The organism is Burkholderia sp. L-4 (genome assembly GCF_056856535.1).
In genome coordinates this window covers 2,036,096-2,053,827 of the sequence record NZ_JBXEOX010000001.1, presented here as the reverse complement: position 1 = coordinate 2,053,827, position 17,732 = coordinate 2,036,096, and the positions used below count along the sequence as shown (strand labels likewise).

Sequence of the window (17,732 nt, the reverse complement as noted above, 5' to 3'; positions counted from 1 at the left end):
ATTGGCGCCGGATCTCTTTTTCTTTCCCGCCAATCCAGATCAACCTGCAAAAAAAGATGGAGTACGCCATGAGCAACAAAGGGCAATTGTTACAAGACCCGTTTTTGAACGCACTGCGCAAAGAGCACGTTCCCGTTTCGATTTACCTCGTCAACGGCATCAAGCTGCAAGGGAACATTGAATCGTTCGACCAGTACGTCGTGTTGCTCCGTAATACGGTGACCCAGATGGTCTACAAGCACGCCATCTCGACGGTCGTGCCGGCGCGCCCGGTGAATTTCCACCCGGACGCGGAAGCCTCGTCCTAACCTATCGCAGCGGCCGGCATCCGGTCGCCGCGAGCGACCGATGCCAGCCGCCTTATCTTGACACCCGATAATTTGATCAACGCAGCGCTCGTCGGCATCGATTTCGGCAAGACCGATTTCGAAGCCAGTCTCGAAGAACTCAGTCTTCTCGCCTCCAGCGCGGGGGCCCGTCCCGCCGTCACCCTCACGGGTCGTCGCTCCAGTCCCGATGCCAAGATGTTCATCGGCAGCGGCAAAGCCGAAGAACTGCGGCTTGCCTGCGACGCGCACAACGTCGAAATCGTCATCTTCAATCACGCCCTGGCGCCGGCCCAGCAACGCAATCTGGAGCAGGCACTTAACAGGCGTGTGGTCGACCGCACCAGCCTCATCCTCGACATCTTCGCGCAGCGTGCCCGCAGCCACGAAGGCAAGCTGCAGGTCGAACTCGCGCAGCTTCAATACCTGTCGACGCGGCTCATTCGCGCGTGGACCCACCTTGAACGCCAGAAGGGCGGTATCGGCCTGCGCGGCCCCGGCGAAACGCAGCTCGAAACCGACCGCCGGCTGATCGGCGAGCGCATCAAGATGCTGAAGTCGCGGCTCGACCGGCTGCGCCGTCAGCACAGCACCCAGCGTCGGCAGCGCGCGCGCAGCGGCACGATGTCGGTATCGCTCGTCGGCTATACGAACGCGGGCAAGTCGACGCTGTTCAATGCGCTGACGAAAGCGCAGGCGTACGCGGCCGACCAGCTGTTCGCCACGCTCGACACGACGTCGCGACGGGTATACCTCGGCGACGAGGTCGGCCAGATCGTCGTGTCCGATACGGTCGGGTTCATCCGCGAGCTGCCTCACCAGCTCGTCGCGGCATTCCGCGCGACCCTCGAGGAAACGATCCACGCGGATCTGCTGCTGCACGTGGTCGATGCATCGAGCGCGGTCAGGCTCGAGCAGATCGAGCAGGTCAACGGCGTGCTGCACGAGATTGGCGCGGACACGATCCGGCAGGTGCTGGTATTCAACAAGATCGACGCGGTGCCTGAGCTGGCGGCCCGCGGCGACGCGGTCGAGCGGGACGAATATGGTAATATTTCGCGCGTCTTTTTGAGCGCGCGCACCGGTCAGGGTCTTGATACGTTGCGTGCCGCCATCGCCGAAATCGCCTCCGCGGAACACCTTTCCAGCGCGACGTTACCCAGCGGCGCGCTCGACGGCGCACCCGCTGAACCACACGAAGACCACACGATTTCCGAACACGGGCGCTAACCGGCCTCGGCCGGTTCGCCGGCGTCTTATCTGGTGAACAAACTCTGGTGAACGAATACAACGAGCGGATTACCTGGCGGCGGATGCGTGCCTTGCTGTCGATCAACGATCCCCGCTGGGGACGCGGCGAAGGCAATGGCAAGGACGGATCCCGTCCGCGTTCGAATGAATCGAAGCGTCCGCAAGGCGGCGACGGCGATGGTCCGCCCGATCTCGACGAGATGTGGCGCAACTTCAACCGGCGCCTGAGCGGCCTGTTCGGCGGCAAGGGCGGCAACGGCCTGCGTCCCGACAACGGCCGGGCCGCGCGAGTCGGCGTCGGCATCGTGATCGGCGTGCTGGTCGCGGTTTACGCGGGCAGCGGGCTGTTCGTCGTGCAGGACGGCCAGACGGGCGTCGTGCTGCAGCTCGGCAAGCTGTCGGGCACGGTCGGCCAGGGCGTGCACTGGCGCCCGCCGTATCCGTTCGCGTCCCACGAGATCGTCGATACGTCGCAGGTCCGCTCGATCGAGATCGGCCGCAACAACGTCGTGCGTCTGGCGAACGTGAAGGAAGCGGCGATGCTGACGCGCGATGCCGACATCGTCGACGTGCGTTTCATCGTTCAGTACCGGATCCGTTCCGCCACCGATTACTTGTTCCGCAGCGTCGACCCCGAGCGCAGCGTCTCGCAGGCCGCGCAGGCCGCGGTGCGCGCGATCGTCGGCACGCGCAGCGCGGCCGACATGCTGAACCAGGACCGCGACGCGCTGCGCGAGCAGCTGTCCACCGCGATCCAGCGCGATCTCGACCGCTACCAGTCGGGGCTCGAGGTGACGGCCGTCACGATGCAGAGCGTCGCGGCGCCCGAGCAGACGCAGGCCGCCTACGCCGAAGTCGCGAAGGCACGCGACGAGCGCGAGGCCGCGAAGCGCGCCGCGCAGGCGTATGCAAGCGACCTGCTGCCGAAGGCGCAGGGCGACGCCGCGAAGCTCGTCGACGAAGCGAAGGCGTATGCCGATCGCGTGGTCACGCAAGCCGAGGGCGATGCCGACCGCTTCAAGCAGGTCTACGCGCAGTACTCGAAGGCGCCCGCGGTGATCCGCGAGCGGATGTACCTCGAGACGATGCAGGAAATCTATTCGAACGCGACGAAGGTGTTCGTCGGCAACAAGGGCGGCAACAGCGTCGTCTACCTGCCGCTCGACAAGCTCGTCGAGCAGGGGCGGCAGAACGCCGCGGCGTCGACCGGCGCATCCGCGCCCGATGCGGCGTCGGCACCGGCAGCCGTTGCACCAGCCGCCGCCGCCGTACCCGCGAGCGCCGCACCGGCGGCCGCGGCGTCGGGCGTCGACGTGCTGCGATCGCGCGAAGTGTTTCGCAGCCGGTCGCGCGAAGACGATACGAAGTAACGGGGAGCGCAGAACATGAACCGAATCATTGCGCTCGTCGTCGCGATCGTGATCGTTGCCTTCGCGGCGTCCTCGACGGTCCTGACCGTCGATCCGCGTCATGCGGCCGTGCTGTCGGGCCGTGACGGCGCGCAGCCCGAACTCGCGGGCCCGGGCCTCCACTTCAAGCTGCCGCCGCCGTTGCAGACGGCCACGCTGATCGACACGCGCCTGCAATCGCTCGAGTCGTCCGATCCGCTGCAGCTCGCCACCCAGGACAAGCACGACCTGCTCGTCGCGTATGCGGTGAAGTACCGGATCAGCGATCCGCTGAAGTATTTCACGGCGACCGGCGGCGATCCGGCTGCGGCTGCCGACCGCCTGGCCGGCGCGCTGAAGGGTGCGCTCGGCGACGCGTTCGGCCAGCGCGCGCTCGACGACGCCCTCGGCGGCCAGCGCGCGATCGCCGATGCGGCCCGCGATGCGGTCAAGGCGAAGGCGTCGGGCTTCGGCGTCGACGTCGTCGACGTCCAGCTGACGCGCGTCGACCTGCCGGCTGCACAGACGGATGCCGTTTATCAACGGATGATCGGCACGCTGCGCGATCAGGCGGCGCAGGTGCGTGCGGAAGGCGCGGCCGACGTCGAGCGGATCAAGGCCGATGCCGAACGTGAGCAGCAGGCCGTGCTCGCGAACGCATACAAGTCCGCGCAGACGATCAAGGGCGAGGGGGACGCGAAGGCCGCGACGATTGCCGCCGATGCGTTCGGCCGCGATCCGCAGTTCTATCAGTTCTACGCGAGCCTGCAGGCCTACCGGAATACGTTCAAGCGCAACGACATCATCGTCGTCGATCCCGACAGCGAGTTCTTCCGCTTCATGCGCAGCCCGACGGGCGGCGCCGCACCGGCGGCGCCTGCTCCCCGCAAACATTGACTTTGAGGCGCCGCGTCGAGCGGCGCCGTCGCTCGCATGGACCTGGCTGGCTCGTTGTTGCTCGCAGTAGCGCTGATGCTGATCATCGAGGGGGCGTTCCCCTTCGTGTTTCCCGTCGCCTGGCGCGACACGTTTCGTAGAATAGCTGAGCGGCCGCCGCATCATATCCGGATCGGCGGCCTGATCGTGATGGCGCTCGGGCTCGTGCTGCTGCTGCTCGCCACGTGATCCGGACGGCGCATCCGCCGTCCGTCCCGCCCGATTCCGAAGTTCCGATTCAACTCGCGGCGCGCGTGGCGCGCGCCGTTTCCCGTCGTAGGACCGTACCGATGTCGACCTGGTTACTTCCCGAGAATATCGCCGACGTACTGCCGTCGGAAGCGCGCAAGATCGAGGAGCTGCGCCGCAGGCTGCTCGACCGCTTCCGTTCGTACGGCTACGAAATGGTGATGCCGCCGTTGCTCGAGTATCTCGAGTCGCTGCTGACGAGCGGCGGCAGCGACCTGCGCCTGCGCACTTTCAAGCTGGTCGACCAGCTGTCGGGCCGCACGCTCGGCCTGCGCGCGGACATCACGCCGCAGGTCGCGCGGATCGACGCGCACCTGTTGAACCGCCAGGGCGTGACGCGCCTGTGCTACGCCGGCCACGTGATGCATACGCGCCCGCGCGGCCTGCACGCGACGCGCGAGCAGATCCAGATCGGTGCCGAAATCTACGGGCATGCCGGGCTGGAAGCCGACCTCGAGATCCAGCAGCTGATGCTCGACGCGCTGCATCTCGCGGGCCTGTCGCGCATCCGTCTCGACCTCGGCCATGCGGGCGTGCTCGCGGCGCTGCTGGCGCGCGACGCGCAGGCCGCCGAGCGCGGCGAGTCGCTGTACGACGCGCTGTCGGGCAAGGACGTGCCGCTCCTGAACGAACTCACCGACGATCTCGGCGCCGATACGCGCGCCGCGCTGCGCGCGCTGCCGAGCCTTTACGGCGATGCGGGCGTGCTCGCCGAGGCGCGCACACGCTTGCCGGTGCTGCCGGAAATCACGCGGGCGCTCGACGATCTGGCGCAGCTCGCGTCGCAGGCGAAGGGCGCGGAAGTGGCGATCGACCTCGCCGACCTGCGCGGTTATGCGTACCACAGCGGCGCGATGTTCAGCGCGTACATCGACGGCGTGCCGAACGCGATCGCGCGCGGCGGCCGGTACGACCACGTCGGCCAGGCGTACGGCCGTGCGCGCCCGGCAACGGGCTTCTCGCTCGACCTGCGCGAGCTCGCGCGGATCTCGCCGGTCGAGGCGCGCGGCACCGCGATTCTCGCGCCGTGGGCGCAGGACGACGCGCTGGGCGCGGCCGTCGCCGCGCTGCGCGATGCGGGCGAGGTCGTGATCCAGGCGCTGCCCGGCCACGACCACGTGCTCGACGAATTCGCATGCGACCGTTCGCTCGTCGAGCGTGACGGCGCATGGGTGGTCGAACCCCGATAAACAGGCGTTCGCGGGCCGTGCTTCGACGTGCATATCGTTGAAGCGAAACGGAAAAATTCGGAATCGCCCGCGAACATAGGTAGAATACGTTTTTAACCAGCTAACGAATCAACATGTCTGCCAGCGCAGTGAACGTGACTCCCGGGCGCAATGTCGTCGTCGTGGGAACGCAATGGGGTGATGAAGGCAAGGGCAAGATCGTCGACTGGCTGACGGACCACGCTCAGGGCGTCGTGCGTTTCCAGGGCGGTCACAACGCCGGCCACACCCTCATCATCGGCGGCAAGAAAACGATCTTGCGCCTCATTCCGTCGGGCATCATGCGTGAAGGCGTCGCCTGCTACATCGGCAACGGCGTCGTCCTGTCCCCCGAAGCACTGTTCAAGGAAATCGGCGAGCTCGAAGAGGCCGGCGTGAACGTGCGCGACCGTCTGTTCATCTCCGAAGCCACGACGCTGATTCTGCCGTACCACATCGCGATCGACCAGGCGCGCGAAGCGCGCAAGGGCGCGGGCAAGATCGGCACGACCGGCCGCGGCATCGGCCCGGCGTACGAAGACAAGGTCGGCCGTCGCGCGCTGCGTGTGCAGGACCTGTTCGACGCGAAGACCTTCGCCGACCGCCTGCGCGAAAACCTCGATTTCCACAATTTCGTGCTGACCCAGTACCTGGGCGGCGCGGCCGTCGATTTCCAGGCCACGCTCGACACGATGCTCGGCTATGCCGACCGCCTGAAGCCGATGGTGGCCGACGTGTCGCGCCGCCTGTACGACGCGAACAACGCGGGCCAGAACCTGCTGTTCGAAGGCGCGCAGGGCACGCTGCTCGACATCGACCACGGCACCTATCCGTTCGTCACGTCGAGCAACTGCGTCGCGGGCGCGGCGTCGGCCGGCGCGGGCGTCGGTCCGCAGAAGCTCAACTACATCCTCGGCATCACGAAGGCGTATTGCACGCGCGTCGGTTCGGGGCCGTTCCCGAGCGAACTGTACGATGCGGACAATCCGCAGCGCCAGGACCAGGTCGGCGTCACGCTCGCGAACGTCGGCAAGGAATTCGGTTCGGTCACCGGCCGTCCGCGCCGCACGGGCTGGCTCGACGCAGCCGCGCTGCGCCGCTCGATCCAGATCAACGGCGTGTCGGGCCTGTGCATGACGAAGCTCGACGTGCTCGACGGCCTCGACGAAGTCAAGCTGTGCGTCGGCTACAAGATCGACGGCAAGGACGTGGACATCCTGCCGCGCGGCGCCGCCGACGTGGCGCGTTGCGAACCCGTATACGAAACCTTCCCCGGCTGGAAGGAAAGCACGGTCGGCATCAAGACGTGGGATGCGCTGCCGGTGAACGCGCAGGCATACCTGTCCCGTGTCCAGGACGTGGCCGGCGTGCCGGTCGACATGGTGTCGACGGGCCCGGACCGCGACGAAACGATCCTGCTCCGCCATCCGTTCAAGGTGTAACTCCAAGATGACGCAGCAAATCACGATGACGGCGGCAGACTTGATGACCGATCCGCGCAACGACGACAAGAACCTGTGGGTAGGCTGGGACGAGTATCACCGTCTGATCGAGTTGCTCGCGCTCCAGGTGCACGCGTCGGGCTGGAAGTTCGACCAGATCCTGTGCCTCGCGCGCGGCGGCCTGCGCGTCGGCGACCAGCTGTCGCGCATCTACGACGTGCCGCTCGCGATCCTCGCGACGAGTTCGTACCGCGAAGCGGCCGGCACCGAGCAGGGTGAGCTCGACATCGCGCAGTACATCACGATGACGCGCGGCAACCTCGCGGGCAACGTGCTGCTGGTCGACGATCTCGTCGATTCCGGCGTCACGCTCGCGCGCGTGCAGGAGCACCTGAAGGAGCGTTACCCGTCCGTGACGGCCGTCCGCTCGGCCGTCCTCTGGTACAAGGGTTGCTCGAAGGTCAAGCCCGACTATCACACGCAGTTTCTGCCGACGAATCCGTGGATTCATCAGCCGTTCGAGGAGTGGGACACGGTGCGTCCGCACAACCTCGAGGCGTGGATCAAGCGCGGTCGCGCGCAGCGCGACGGTTCGGGCGCGTAAGCGCCCGGCCGATCGAAGGAAAGCCTGGTACGGCGCCGCTTGCGGCGCCGTTTTTCATTGCGCGGCGGGGGCGTCGGGCGGTGCGTTTCACGAATCCGATAGTAGGCAGACGGCGCTGCCCCGGCTATGATGGCAGCCCTGCCACAGCTCGCGCCGGATTGCATGCGCAGCGTGGATCACGTGGTTCCAAGGCAACAGAGCAGGGCGGCGTTTCACGGGGGCGCGAGTAGAATAGCGCTCGTTTTGTCCGACCCGGACCCGATTATTACGCTTCATATGAACGACACGATCCACGCGACCGACGCCGCACACGCGCCGCATTCGACGCAACAACACTCGATGCGGGCGCTAGCGATAGCAGCCATCGGCGTCGTGTTCGGCGACATCGGCACCAGCCCGCTGTATTCGCTGAAGGAGGCGTTCAGCCCCGCACACGGCATTCCGCTCACCGAAGGATCGATTCTCGGCGTGATCTCGCTGCTGTTCTGGGCAATCATCCTGGTGGTCGGCGTCAAGTACCTGCTGTTCGTGATGCGGGCCGACAACAACGGCGAAGGCGGCGTGCTGGCGCTGATGGCGCTGTCGCTGCGGCCGCTCGACTCGAAGACCCGCGTCGCGGGCGCGCTGATGGCGCTCGGGATCTTCGGCGCGTGCATGTTCTACGGCGACGCGGTGATCACGCCGGCGATCTCGGTGATGTCGGCGGTCGAAGGTCTCGAAATCGCGACGCCGCACCTGTCCCACCTCGTGTTGCCGATCACGATCGTGATCCTGATCGCGCTGTTCTGGATCCAGCGTCACGGCACCGCACTGGTCGGCAAGCTGTTCGGCCCGATCATGGTGCTGTGGTTCGTCGTGATCGCGGCGCTCGGCGTGTACCACATCGTGCGCGTGCCGGGCATCATCGCGGCCGTCAACCCGTATTACGCGGCGTCGTTCATGGCCGACCACCTGCTGCAGGCCTACGTCGTGCTCGGCTCGGTCGTGCTGGTGCTGACCGGCGCGGAAGCGCTCTACGCGGACATGGGCCACTTCGGGGCGAAGCCGATCCGGATCGCCGCGTACGGGCTCGTGATGCCGTCGCTCGTGCTGAACTACTTCGGCCAGGGCGCGCTGCTGATCCAGAATCCGAAAGCGATCGAAAACCCGTTCTTCCTGCTGGCGCCCGAATGGGGGCTGCTGCCGCTCGTCGTGCTGTCGACGGTCGCGACCGTGATCGCGTCGCAGGCCGTGATCTCGGGCGCCTATTCGCTGACGTCGCAGGCGATCCAGCTCGGCTACGTGCCGCGCATGAAGGTGCTGCACACGTCCGAGCTCGCGATCGGCCAGATCTACGTGCCGGTCGTGAACTGGTTGCTGCTGTTCGTGATCCTCTGCATCGTGGTCGGCTTCAAGAGCTCCGACAATCTCGCGGCCGCGTACGGCATCGCGGTGACGGCGACGATGGTGATCACCACGGTGCTCGCGTGCGTCGTGATGGTGAAGGTGTGGAACTGGAACCGGTTGCTGGTCGGCGCAATCATCACCGTGTTCCTCGCGATCGACCTCGGCTTCTTCGGCGCGAACCTGCTGAAGGTCGCGCAGGGCGGCTGGCTGCCGCTCGGCATCGGCGCGCTGCTGTTCTTCCTGCTGATGACCTGGTACAAGGGGCGTCACATCGTCAAGGAACGCACGGCGGCCGACGGTATTCCGCTCGAGCCGTTCCTGCAGGGCTTGCTCGCGCATCCGCCGCATCGCGTATCGGGCACCGCGATCTACCTGACCGGCAACGACAAGCTCGTGCCCGTCAGCCTGCTGCACAACCTGAAGCACAACAAGGTGCTGCACGAGCGGACCATTTTCCTGACGTTCGTCACGCGCGACTTTCCCTATGTGCGCGACGACAAGCGCCAGACCTCGCGCGATGCGGGCGGCGGGCTGTACATCGTCAAGGCCGAGTACGGCTTCAACGAGACGCCGGACGTGAAGGCCGTCCTCGAGGAATTCGGCCGCGCGCACGACATGACGTTCGAGCTGATGGACACGTCGTTCTTCCTCGCACGCGAAACGGTCGTGCCGACCCACCTGCCCGGGATGTCGATCTGGCGCGAGCGCGTGTTCGCGTGGATGCACCAGAACGCCGCGAAGCCGACCGACTTCTTCTCGATTCCGGCGAACCGCGTCGTCGAGCTCGGCACGAAGATCGAGATCTGACCGGACGCGGCGCGCGGGCCGTTCAGCCGCGCGCCACGGCTGCCGGCGCATAAAAAAGCCCGCCTTTCGGCGGGCTTCCTTCTGGCGGCGGCTTTCGCGTGTTCAGCGCTTCAGCTTCGCGAATGCCGCGGCCATCGCGCCGGCCGGTTCCGGCTCGCGCGAGCGCTGCGGGCGAGCCGCGCCGCGCGCCGCGTTGCCGCGATCCTGGCCGCCGCGCGACGACATGCCGGGTGCTGCCGCGTCGTCGTCGAGGCGCATCGTCAGCGCAATGCGCTGGCGCTTCACGTCGACGTCGAGCACCTTCACCTTGACGACCTGGCCGGCCTTCACGACTTCGTGCGGGTCCTTGATGAACTTCGTCGACATCGCGGACACATGGACGAGGCCGTCCTGATGGACGCCGATATCCACGAACGCACCGAACGCGGCGACGTTCGTCACGACGCCTTCGAGCGTCATGCCCGGCACGAGGTCCGACACCTTCTCGACACCTTCGCGGAACGTCGCCGTCTTGAATTCCGGCCGCGGATCGCGGCCCGGTTTCTCCAGTTCGGACAGGATGTCGCGCACGGTCGGCAGGCCGAAACGTTCGTCAACGAATTCCGTCGGGGACAGGCCCGACAGCGCTTCGCGGTTGCCGAGCACGTCGTCGATGCGCTTGTTGATCTTCGCGAGCATCCGTTCGACGACCGGATAGGCTTCGGGGTGCACCGACGAGCGGTCGAGCGGGTTCTCGCCGCCGTTGATGCGCAGGAAGCCGGCGGCCTGCTCGAAGGTCTTGTCGCCGAGGCGCGGCACCTTGCGCAGGTGCTCGCGCGACGGGAACGGGCCGTTCGCATCGCGGTAGTCGACGATGTTGCGGGCGAGCGTCGCGTTCAGGCCCGACACGCGCGCCAGCAGCGGGACCGATGCGGTGTTCGCGTCGACGCCGACCGCGTTCACGCAATCCTCGACGACCGCGTCGAGCGAACGCGCGAGTTCGCGCTGGTTCACGTCGTGCTGGTACTGGCCGACGCCGATCGCCTTCGGCTCGATCTTCACGAGCTCGGCGAGCGGGTCCTGCAGGCGGCGTGCGATCGACACGGCGCCGCGCAGCGATACGTCGAGCTCCGGGAATTCCTTCGCGGCGAGCTCGGACGCCGAGTAGACCGACGCGCCGGCTTCGGACACGACGATCTTCTGCAGGCGCAGCTCCGGGTGCTTCGCGATCAGTTCGCTCGCGAGCTTGTCGGTTTCGCGCGACGCGGTGCCGTTGCCGATGCTGATGAGTTCGGCCTGCGTCTGCGCGGCGATGCGGGCGAGTTTCGCGATCGAGCCGTCCCAGTCGCGGCGCGGCTCGTGCGGGTAGATCGTGTCGGTCGCGAGCACCTTGCCGGTGCGGTCGACGACCGCGACCTTCACGCCCGTGCGCAGGCCGGGGTCGAGACCGATCACGGCTTTCGGGCCGGCCGGCGCGGCCAGCAGCAGGTCGTTCAGGTTGCGCGCGAACACGCGGATCGCCTCGGTTTCGGCCGTTTCGCGCAGTTGCGTGAGCAGTTCGTTCTCGATATGCGGCTGCACCTTCACGCGCCAGCACCAGCGGCAGACGTCGGACAGCCATTTGTCGGCCGGGCGGTTCTGGTTCGCGATGCCGAAATGGCGCGCGATCATCGCCTCGCCGGGATGCGGCACCTGCGCGTCGAGCTCTTCGCCGAGGCCGAGCTTGACCGTCAGGACGCCCGCGTTGCGGCCGCGGAACAGCGCGAGGGCGCGGTGCGACGGCACGGTCTTGATCGTTTCCGCGTAGTCGTAATAGTCGCGGAATTTCTCGCCTTCCTCGTTTTCCTTGCCCTCGACGACCGCCGACGACACGACGCCCTGGTTGTGCAGGTAGTCGCGCAGCTTGCCGAGCAGCTCGGCCGTTTCGCCGAACTGTTCGGACAGGATGTCGCGCGCGCCGTCGAGCGCGGCCTTCACGTCGGCGACACCCTTGTCGGCGTCGACATACGCGGCCGCCTCGGCCTGCGGGTCGAGCAGCGGGTTCGCGAGCAGGGCCTGCGCGAGCGGCTCGAGGCCGGCTTCGCGGGCGATCTGCGCACGCGTGCGGCGTTTCGGCTTGTACGGCAGATAAAGGTCTTCGAGCACCTGCTTGCTGTCGGCCGCGTCGATCGCGGCGCGCAGTTCGTCCGTCAGCTTGCCCTGTTCGTCGATGCTCGACAGGATCGCCGCGCGGCGATCCTCGAGTTCGCGCAGATACAGGAGACGTTCCTCGAGCTGGCGCAGCTGCGTGTCGTCCAGGTTGCCGGTCACTTCCTTGCGGTACCGGGCAATGAACGGAACGGTCGAGCCTTCGTCGAGGAGTTGCACGGCCGCCGCGACCTGGCGCGGCTGGACGGACAGTTCGGTGGCGATGCGCTGTACGATCTTGAGTGCTACGGTTTCCGTCATGTCGTGGATGATCTGCCTGCTGAAATCGCGGCGCGGGCCGGCAGGCCCGACGCGGCGGGCTGCATGGCGGGCCCGACGGGCCTGATGCCGCGGGTGAGTGAAGCGGGGCATTTTGCCATAAATGGCGGAGCGTCCAGCCGGGGGTGATAGAATTTGACACATGTCCCGCAGCTTTCCTACGACGTTGCCAACTTCCCGAATTTCTCTCGTCGCGCTCGGCGCAGCGCTCGCCGCGGCTTTGTCCGCCGGGCCTTCCGGCGCGTTCGCGCAGGCCTCGGGCGCAACCGCGCCGGACGCCGTCGCGGCCGCGCCCGTTGCGGCCTCCGCCGCACCGGATTTCGACGCCCGTCAAAAAGTGCTCAATCAACGCACCGCGGAAAACGATTATCGTTATGCGGTGGCCGAGCATAATTGCTACAGCACCTTTTTCGTCAATCACTGTCTCGGCAAGGCGCGCGACCAGATGCGCGACGAGCGCGCGAGCATCCGTCAGGAGCAACTCGCGCTCAACGACGAGCAGCGCGCGGTGCGCGCGCAGCAGCGCGACCAGCAGCAGGCACTGAAGCAGGCGCAGAACGCGGCGGAAGCGCCGCAGCGGGCGGCGAACGATGCGGCGAACGCGGCTGCGTTCCGCGACAAGCAGGAGCAGAATGCACTGAAGCAGGCGCAGCGCGGCGCGGAAGGGCCGCAGCGCGCGGCGAGCAAGCAGGCATTCGACCAGAAGCAGGGCGACTTCCAGCGCAAGCTCGACCAGGCGCACCAGCAGGCGGCGCAGAAGGCGCAGGAGCGGGCGGACAACGCCGCGCGCTACGAGCAGAAGCAGAAGGAAGCCGCGCAGCACAAGGCCGATGTCGAGCGACGTCAGCAGGAAGCGGCCGAGAAGGCCAGGCAGCAACAGCAGGGGCAGTAACGTGTTGGATTGATCGGGATCAGTCTCGGGCGCGTCGGCATGCCAGCCGCCGCGCTGCTTCGATGAGGAGGCAACTATGCAAAACCGTCACACGGAACAGCAGCAGGAATTGCACAACCGTTTGGCTGCATTGCAGGAGCAGCACCAGCAGCTCGCTCGGGAGATCGAGCTGAAGGAAGGGCACTCCGACATCGACGACATCACGCTGCACCGGCTGAAGAAGGAAAAGCTGGCAGCCAAGGACAAAATCATTCTGCTGCAATCGCAGCTCGAACCGGATAAGCGCGCCTGAGCGCGGCCTGGCAAGCGCCGGCGCCGCCCGGGCGCTGGACACAGGAACGCTTGCCTTGAATTCACCGCTTGAAGCCACCCCCGATGCCCGGCGTGACGCGACGTCCGCCGGACGCGTTCGTGCGCCCGAAGGCACCTTCGAGCTGAGCCGCAAGCGCGTCGACGAACTCGACACGATTTTCGGCGAGGGCGGGTTGCTGGCGCGCGCGCTCGACGGCTACCGGCCGCGTACCTCGCAGATCGAGATGGCGCGCGCTGTCGCGTCGGCGATGGAAGCGTCCGCGCGCCGGATGCCCGAGCCCGAGATCTTCGAAACACGCAAGCGGCCGGCGCGCCGCCTCGGCGACGGCGACAAGGCAGCCGAGCCGGGCGCGGACGGCGCCGCATCAGCCGAATCCGACACCGATGCGGCCGACAACACGCTGATCGTCGAAGCCGGTACGGGTACCGGCAAGACCTACGCGTATCTCGTGCCCGCGATGCTGTGGGGCGGCAAGGTGATCGTGTCGACCGGCACGAAACACCTGCAGGACCAGCTGTTCCAGCGCGACATCCCGACCGTGCGCAACGCGCTCGCGGTGCCGGTGTCGGTGGCGATGCTCAAGGGGCGCGCCAACTACCTGTGCCATTACTACCTGCAACGCACGGCCGACAACGGCCGCCTGCCGTCGCGGCAGGACACCGCGTATCTGCAGGAGATCGTCCGCTTCGCGAAGATCACGAAGAGCGGCGACAAGGCCGAGCTTGCGAGCGTGCCGGAAACGGCGCCCGTGTGGTCGATGGTCACGTCGACGCGCGACAACTGCCTCGGCCAGGAGTGCCCGCATTACAAGGAATGCTTCGTGATGCAGGCGCGGCGCGAGGCGCAGCAGGCCGACGTGGTGGTCGTCAACCATCACCTGTTCTTCGCGGACATCATGCTGCGCGACACCGGGATGGCCGAATTGCTGCCGAACGCGAACACGGTCATCTTCGACGAAGCGCACCAGTTGCCGGAGACGGCGACGCTGTTCTTCGGCGAGACGCTGTCGACCACGCAGATCCTCGAACTCGCCCGCGACACGGTGGCCGAGGGCCTGGGCCACGCGCGCGACGCGGTCGAGTGGGTGAAGCTCGGCGGCGATCTCGAACGTGCGGCGCGCGACTTGCGCCTTGCGTTCGCGAACGACCAGATCGTGCGCATGTCGCTGGCGCAGCTCGGCGACGATCATCCGATGTTCGGCGCGCTCGACGCGCTCGACGTGGCGCTCGACGCGCTCGCGTCGGCGCTCGCGAGCCAGGCCGAGCGGGCGGAGTCGCTCGGCGCGTGCCTGCGGCGCGCGCGCGAGCTGCAGGATCTGCTGGCCGGCTGGGTCGCGCCCGGCGCGGCGGAGGCGGCCGCGCAGGCCGACGCGGCAGCGGCCGGCGACAAGGCGACCTCCGACGGCGATCCGAACGAGAAGGTGCGCTGGGTCGAGGTGTTCGCGCATACCGTGCAGCTGCACGAAACGCCGCTGTCGGTCGCGCCGATCTTCGCGAAGCAGCGTGCAGGTGTCCCGCGGGCATGGGTGTTCACGTCGGCCACGCTGTCGGTGCGCGGCGATTTCACGCACTACGCGGCGCAGATGGGCCTCAGCTCGCGCCGCTCGATGACGCTCGCGAGCCCGTTCGACTACCAGTCGCAAGGGCTGCTGTACGTGCCGCGCAACCTGCCTCAGCCGTCTTCGCCGGCGTTTACCGATGCCGTCTTCGATGCCGCGCTGCCGGCGATCGAGGCGTCCGGCGGCGGCGTGTTCATGCTGTGCACGACGCTGCGCGCGGTCGACCGGATCGCGTCGAAGTTGCGCGATGTCATCGAATCGCGCGGCTGGAACACGCCGCTGCTCGTGCAGGGCGATGCGAGCCGCACCGAGCTGCTCGACCGTTTCCGCGCATACGGCAATGCGATCCTGGTCGGCAGCCAGAGTTTCTGGGAGGGCGTCGACGTGCGCGGCGACGCGCTGTCGCTCGTCGTGATCGACAAGCTGCCGTTCGCCCCGCCGGACGATCCGGTGCTGGCCGCGCGTCTCGATGCCCTGACGAAGAAGGGCCTGAGCCCGTTCGCCGTGCATCAGCTGCCGCAGGCCGTGATCACGCTGAAGCAGGGCGCAGGCCGGCTGATTCGCGCGGAGACGGATCGCGGCGTGCTGATGATCTGCGACACGCGGCTCGTCGACAAGCCCTACGGGCGCCGGATCTGGCAGAGCCTGCCGCCGTTCAAGCGCACGCGCGAGATCGCGGTCGTGCAGGATTTCTTCGACGAGCATCGCTCGGACAAACGCATGTGACGATCCGCGCGGCCGGCGCCGCGCGATCGCCCCCGCGGCGCCGCATTGCGGCGCCAATAAAAAACCCGGCTCGATGGCCGGGTTTTTTGTTCGTGCAACGGGCGTTGCGCCGCGCGGTTCGTCAGAACTGCCACCACGACTTCTTCGCGCCGGGGCGCGAATGGCCCGTGACGTACGGGCTGTCGGGGAACGTGCCCGCGAGCACGCGCTTCGTGTCCTCGGCGAGCTGCGGCTGGTTCAGCTTGTTGTACGACAGGATCATGATGTGCAGCGCATCTTCGATCGCCGGCGCACCCTTGTAATCCTTGATCGCGAGCTGGGCGCGGTTGATTGCCGCCACGTAGGCGCCACGACGGTAGTAGTAGTCGGCCGCGTGCACTTCGTGCGACGCGAGCGCGTTGACGATGTAGCGCATCCGTGCCGCTGCATCGGGCGCGTACTTGCTCTTCGGGAAACGGTCGACGACGACCTTGAACGCATCGTACGACTCGCGCAGCGCCTGCGGATCGCGTTCGCTCATGTCCTGGCCGGAGAAGCGCCCGAACAGGCCGAGATCGTCGTTGAAGTGGATCATCCCCTTCAGGTAGTACGCGTACGGGATATCCGGATGATCGGGGTGGAGCTGGATGAAGCGGTCGACGGCCTGGTCGGCGGCGGCCGCTTCGTTGTCCTTCCAGTTGCAGTATGCAACGTTGATCTGTGCCTGCTGCGCGAAATGACCGAACGGATCGCGGCCTTGCAGCGATTCGAAATATTTCGCGCACTTGCCCCAGTCGCCGCCGGACAGTGCGTCCTGGGCCTCTGAGTATAATTTGTTATTCGACCAGGTAGCCGTCTCGTCCTGCTTCTGCGGCAAGCCGTGGCAGCCGGCGATGAGGGCCGCGGCCGCTACCGCCGCAGCCCGGGCGGCGGCGGTTCTGGCCGTGCGTTTGGTCGAATTCATCATGCTCGCATGTCCTAGCTTCAAGTCTCGGTGACCCAGTCTAAATGACCCGTTCAAGTTCGCAGAATGCCCAGCCGGGCACACCAAATCGCGAAGATTATAGCCCAAGCGATCGGCCCGCCGACGCTGCGTCGGGGGATTCCCTCGATGACGATCTGGCCGGCGACGTCATGCAGCCGCCCGTCGTACCGTCCGCGGCGGTCGACGAGGCGCCGCGCGTCGTCGAAGTGCCGCTGTCGCTCGCGGGCGAGCGCCTCGACAAGGCGCTTGCCCAGCTGTTCCCCGAATTCTCCCGCAGCCGCCTGCAGAGCTGGATCGAGGCACAGCGCGTGCTCGTCGACGGCGCGCCGGCGAAGATCCGCCAGCCGGTGCCGCTCGGTGCCAAGATCGCGCTCGTGCCCGACCTGCTGCCCGAGCAGCTCGCGTTCACGCCGGAGCCGGTGCCGCTCGACGTGATCTACGAGGACGACGCGCTCGTCGTGATCAACAAGCCGGCCGGCCTCGTCGTGCATCCGGCCGCCGGCAACTGGAGCGGCACGATGCTCAACGGGCTGCTGCATCGCTACGGCGATGCGGCGGCCGGCCTGCCGCGCGCGGGAATCGTCCACCGGCTCGACAAGGAAACCTCCGGCCTGATGGTGGTGGCGCGCACGCTGGCCGCGCAGACGGACCTCGTGCGGCAGTTGCAGGCCCGCACGGTGAAGCGCCGCTACTTCGCGCTCGTGTGGGGCACGATGCCCGAGGAAGGCACGATCGACGCGCCGATCGGCCGCGATCCGCGCGAGCGCACGCGCATGGCCGTCGTCACCGGCGCGTCGGGCAAGCCGGCCCGCACGCATTTCCGTACGGTTGACACATGTCTGTGGCAACGTCAGCCGGTGTCGGCGATCCAGTGCGATCTCGAAACCGGCCGCACGCACCAGATCCGCGTGCACTGCGCGCACATCGGGCACCCGCTGCTCGGCGATCCCGTCTACGGGCGCGCGCGCGGCAAGCGTTCGGTCACGCCGCTGCCGGACGGCTTCGCGCGACAGGCGCTGCATGCGTGGCGGCTCGGCCTCGTGCATCCGGTCACGGGCAAGGCGATGCAATGGCGCTGTCCGCTACCGGACGACCTGAACACGCTCGTCGCGGCGCTCGGTTTCGGGCAGGGCGACGAGGAATTCGACGACGACGATGGTGTCTACGACGATGACGATTTCGGCGGCGAGTATCACGATGACGAGCCGTACCTGGAAGACGACGAGGAGGCGTGAGT

Annotated in this window: 15 protein-coding genes; 13 read left to right on the top strand and 2 right to left on the bottom strand. The window is 67.1% G+C overall.

The window, feature by feature from the left end:
• Positions 1-68 precede the first annotated feature (68 nt).
• The 9 genes from hfq (at position 69) to AC1VVG_RS09460 (ending at position 9,597) form a co-directional block, all read left to right on the top strand.
• A complete protein-coding gene (gene hfq, locus AC1VVG_RS09500; protein WP_006399927.1) occupies positions 69-308 on the top strand; it encodes an RNA chaperone Hfq in 240 nt (79 codons plus the stop codon).
• Positions 309-380: 72 nt separating this feature from the next.
• Positions 381-1,556: a GTPase HflX gene (gene hflX / locus AC1VVG_RS09495; protein ID WP_175029016.1), complete on the top strand. Its 1,176-nt coding sequence runs from the start codon at positions 381-383 to the stop codon at positions 1,554-1,556.
• Positions 1,557-1,603: 47 nt separating this feature from the next.
• Complete coding sequence (gene hflK / locus AC1VVG_RS09490) at positions 1,604-2,947, top strand: FtsH protease activity modulator HflK (RefSeq protein WP_175029011.1); 1,344 nt, start codon at positions 1,604-1,606, stop codon at positions 2,945-2,947.
• Positions 2,948-2,962: 15 nt separating this feature from the next.
• Positions 2,963-3,862, top strand: coding sequence for a protease modulator HflC (gene hflC, locus AC1VVG_RS09485; RefSeq protein WP_049034102.1), 900 nt, complete (start codon positions 2,963-2,965; stop codon positions 3,860-3,862).
• A 36-nt stretch (positions 3,863-3,898) separates the two neighbouring features.
• The gene (locus tag AC1VVG_RS09480; RefSeq protein WP_009687995.1) at positions 3,899-4,090 is read left to right on the top strand and encodes a DUF2065 domain-containing protein; all 192 of its coding nucleotides are present in this window, start codon (positions 3,899-3,901) and stop codon (positions 4,088-4,090) included.
• 101 nt (positions 4,091-4,191) lie between these two features.
• Positions 4,192-5,340 carry an ATP phosphoribosyltransferase regulatory subunit gene (locus AC1VVG_RS09475; RefSeq protein ID WP_034188631.1) on the top strand — a complete coding sequence of 383 codons (1,149 nt, stop codon included), beginning with the start codon at positions 4,192-4,194 and terminating at the stop codon, positions 5,338-5,340.
• A 113-nt stretch (positions 5,341-5,453) separates the two neighbouring features.
• Positions 5,454-6,800, top strand: a complete 1,347-nt coding sequence (locus tag AC1VVG_RS09470) for an adenylosuccinate synthase (protein WP_034188630.1) — start codon at positions 5,454-5,456, stop codon at positions 6,798-6,800.
• A 7-nt stretch (positions 6,801-6,807) separates the two neighbouring features.
• Positions 6,808-7,404 carry a phosphoribosyltransferase gene (locus AC1VVG_RS09465; protein WP_006485899.1) on the top strand — a complete coding sequence of 199 codons (597 nt, stop codon included), beginning with the start codon at positions 6,808-6,810 and terminating at the stop codon, positions 7,402-7,404.
• 276 nt (positions 7,405-7,680) lie between these two features.
• Positions 7,681-9,597 carry a potassium transporter Kup gene (locus tag AC1VVG_RS09460; RefSeq protein WP_049036608.1) on the top strand — a complete coding sequence of 639 codons (1,917 nt, stop codon included), beginning with the start codon at positions 7,681-7,683 and terminating at the stop codon, positions 9,595-9,597.
• 102 nt (positions 9,598-9,699) lie between these two features.
• On the opposite strand, the gene AC1VVG_RS09455 is transcribed toward AC1VVG_RS09460, so the two are convergent.
• Positions 9,700-12,024: a Tex family protein gene (locus AC1VVG_RS09455; RefSeq protein ID WP_034188628.1), complete on the bottom strand. Its 2,325-nt coding sequence runs from the start codon at positions 12,022-12,024 to the stop codon at positions 9,700-9,702.
• A gap of 160 nt (positions 12,025-12,184) precedes the next feature.
• On the opposite strand from AC1VVG_RS09455, the gene AC1VVG_RS09450 reads away from it, so the two are divergent.
• The 3 genes from AC1VVG_RS09450 to yoaA all read left to right on the top strand — a co-directional run bounded on the left by AC1VVG_RS09450 (position 12,185) and on the right by yoaA (position 15,531).
• Positions 12,185-12,934 carry a hypothetical protein gene (locus AC1VVG_RS09450; RefSeq protein WP_482835557.1) on the top strand — a complete coding sequence of 250 codons (750 nt, stop codon included), beginning with the start codon at positions 12,185-12,187 and terminating at the stop codon, positions 12,932-12,934.
• 76 nt (positions 12,935-13,010) lie between these two features.
• Entirely contained in the window at positions 13,011-13,226 is a 216-nt protein-coding gene (locus tag AC1VVG_RS09445; RefSeq protein WP_006478692.1) for an HP1242/YdcH family protein, read from the top strand.
• 55 nt (positions 13,227-13,281) lie between these two features.
• The gene (yoaA, locus tag AC1VVG_RS09440; RefSeq protein WP_124669681.1) at positions 13,282-15,531 is read left to right on the top strand and encodes a DNA repair helicase YoaA; all 2,250 of its coding nucleotides are present in this window, start codon (positions 13,282-13,284) and stop codon (positions 15,529-15,531) included.
• 121 nt (positions 15,532-15,652) lie between these two features.
• Here the strand turns inward: yoaA and AC1VVG_RS09435 are convergent, their stop codons facing one another.
• A complete protein-coding gene (locus AC1VVG_RS09435; RefSeq protein ID WP_034188625.1) occupies positions 15,653-16,477 on the bottom strand; it encodes an outer membrane protein assembly factor BamD in 825 nt (274 codons plus the stop codon).
• A 41-nt stretch (positions 16,478-16,518) separates the two neighbouring features.
• Here AC1VVG_RS09435 and AC1VVG_RS09430 point away from each other — a divergent pair, with 41 nt between their 5' ends.
• Positions 16,519-17,730: an RluA family pseudouridine synthase gene (locus AC1VVG_RS09430; protein ID WP_034188624.1), complete on the top strand. Its 1,212-nt coding sequence runs from the start codon at positions 16,519-16,521 to the stop codon at positions 17,728-17,730.
• Positions 17,731-17,732: the final 2 nt, after the last annotated feature.

Excerpts from the sequence above, each read along its gene's own strand:
- hfq (WP_006399927.1), top strand. The coding sequence starts at position 69 with ATGAGCAACAAAGGGCAATTGTTACAAGACCCGTTTTTGAACGCACTG.
- hflC (WP_049034102.1), top strand. The coding sequence starts at position 2,963 with ATGAACCGAATCATTGCGCTCGTCGTCGCGATCGTGATCGTTGCCTTC.
- AC1VVG_RS09480 (WP_009687995.1), top strand. The coding sequence starts at position 3,899 with ATGGACCTGGCTGGCTCGTTGTTGCTCGCAGTAGCGCTGATGCTGATC.
- AC1VVG_RS09475 (WP_034188631.1), top strand. The coding sequence starts at position 4,192 with ATGTCGACCTGGTTACTTCCCGAGAATATCGCCGACGTACTGCCGTCG.
- AC1VVG_RS09470 (WP_034188630.1), top strand. The coding sequence starts at position 5,454 with ATGTCTGCCAGCGCAGTGAACGTGACTCCCGGGCGCAATGTCGTCGTC.
- AC1VVG_RS09465 (WP_006485899.1), top strand. The coding sequence starts at position 6,808 with ATGACGCAGCAAATCACGATGACGGCGGCAGACTTGATGACCGATCCG.
- AC1VVG_RS09460 (WP_049036608.1), top strand. The coding sequence starts at position 7,681 with ATGAACGACACGATCCACGCGACCGACGCCGCACACGCGCCGCATTCG.
- AC1VVG_RS09455 (WP_034188628.1), bottom strand. The coding sequence starts at position 12,024 with ATGACGGAAACCGTAGCACTCAAGATCGTACAGCGCATCGCCACCGAA.
- AC1VVG_RS09450 (WP_482835557.1), top strand. The coding sequence starts at position 12,185 with ATGTCCCGCAGCTTTCCTACGACGTTGCCAACTTCCCGAATTTCTCTC.
- AC1VVG_RS09445 (WP_006478692.1), top strand. The coding sequence starts at position 13,011 with ATGCAAAACCGTCACACGGAACAGCAGCAGGAATTGCACAACCGTTTG.
- AC1VVG_RS09435 (WP_034188625.1), bottom strand. The coding sequence starts at position 16,477 with ATGATGAATTCGACCAAACGCACGGCCAGAACCGCCGCCGCCCGGGCT.
- AC1VVG_RS09430 (WP_034188624.1), top strand. The coding sequence starts at position 16,519 with ATGACCCGTTCAAGTTCGCAGAATGCCCAGCCGGGCACACCAAATCGC.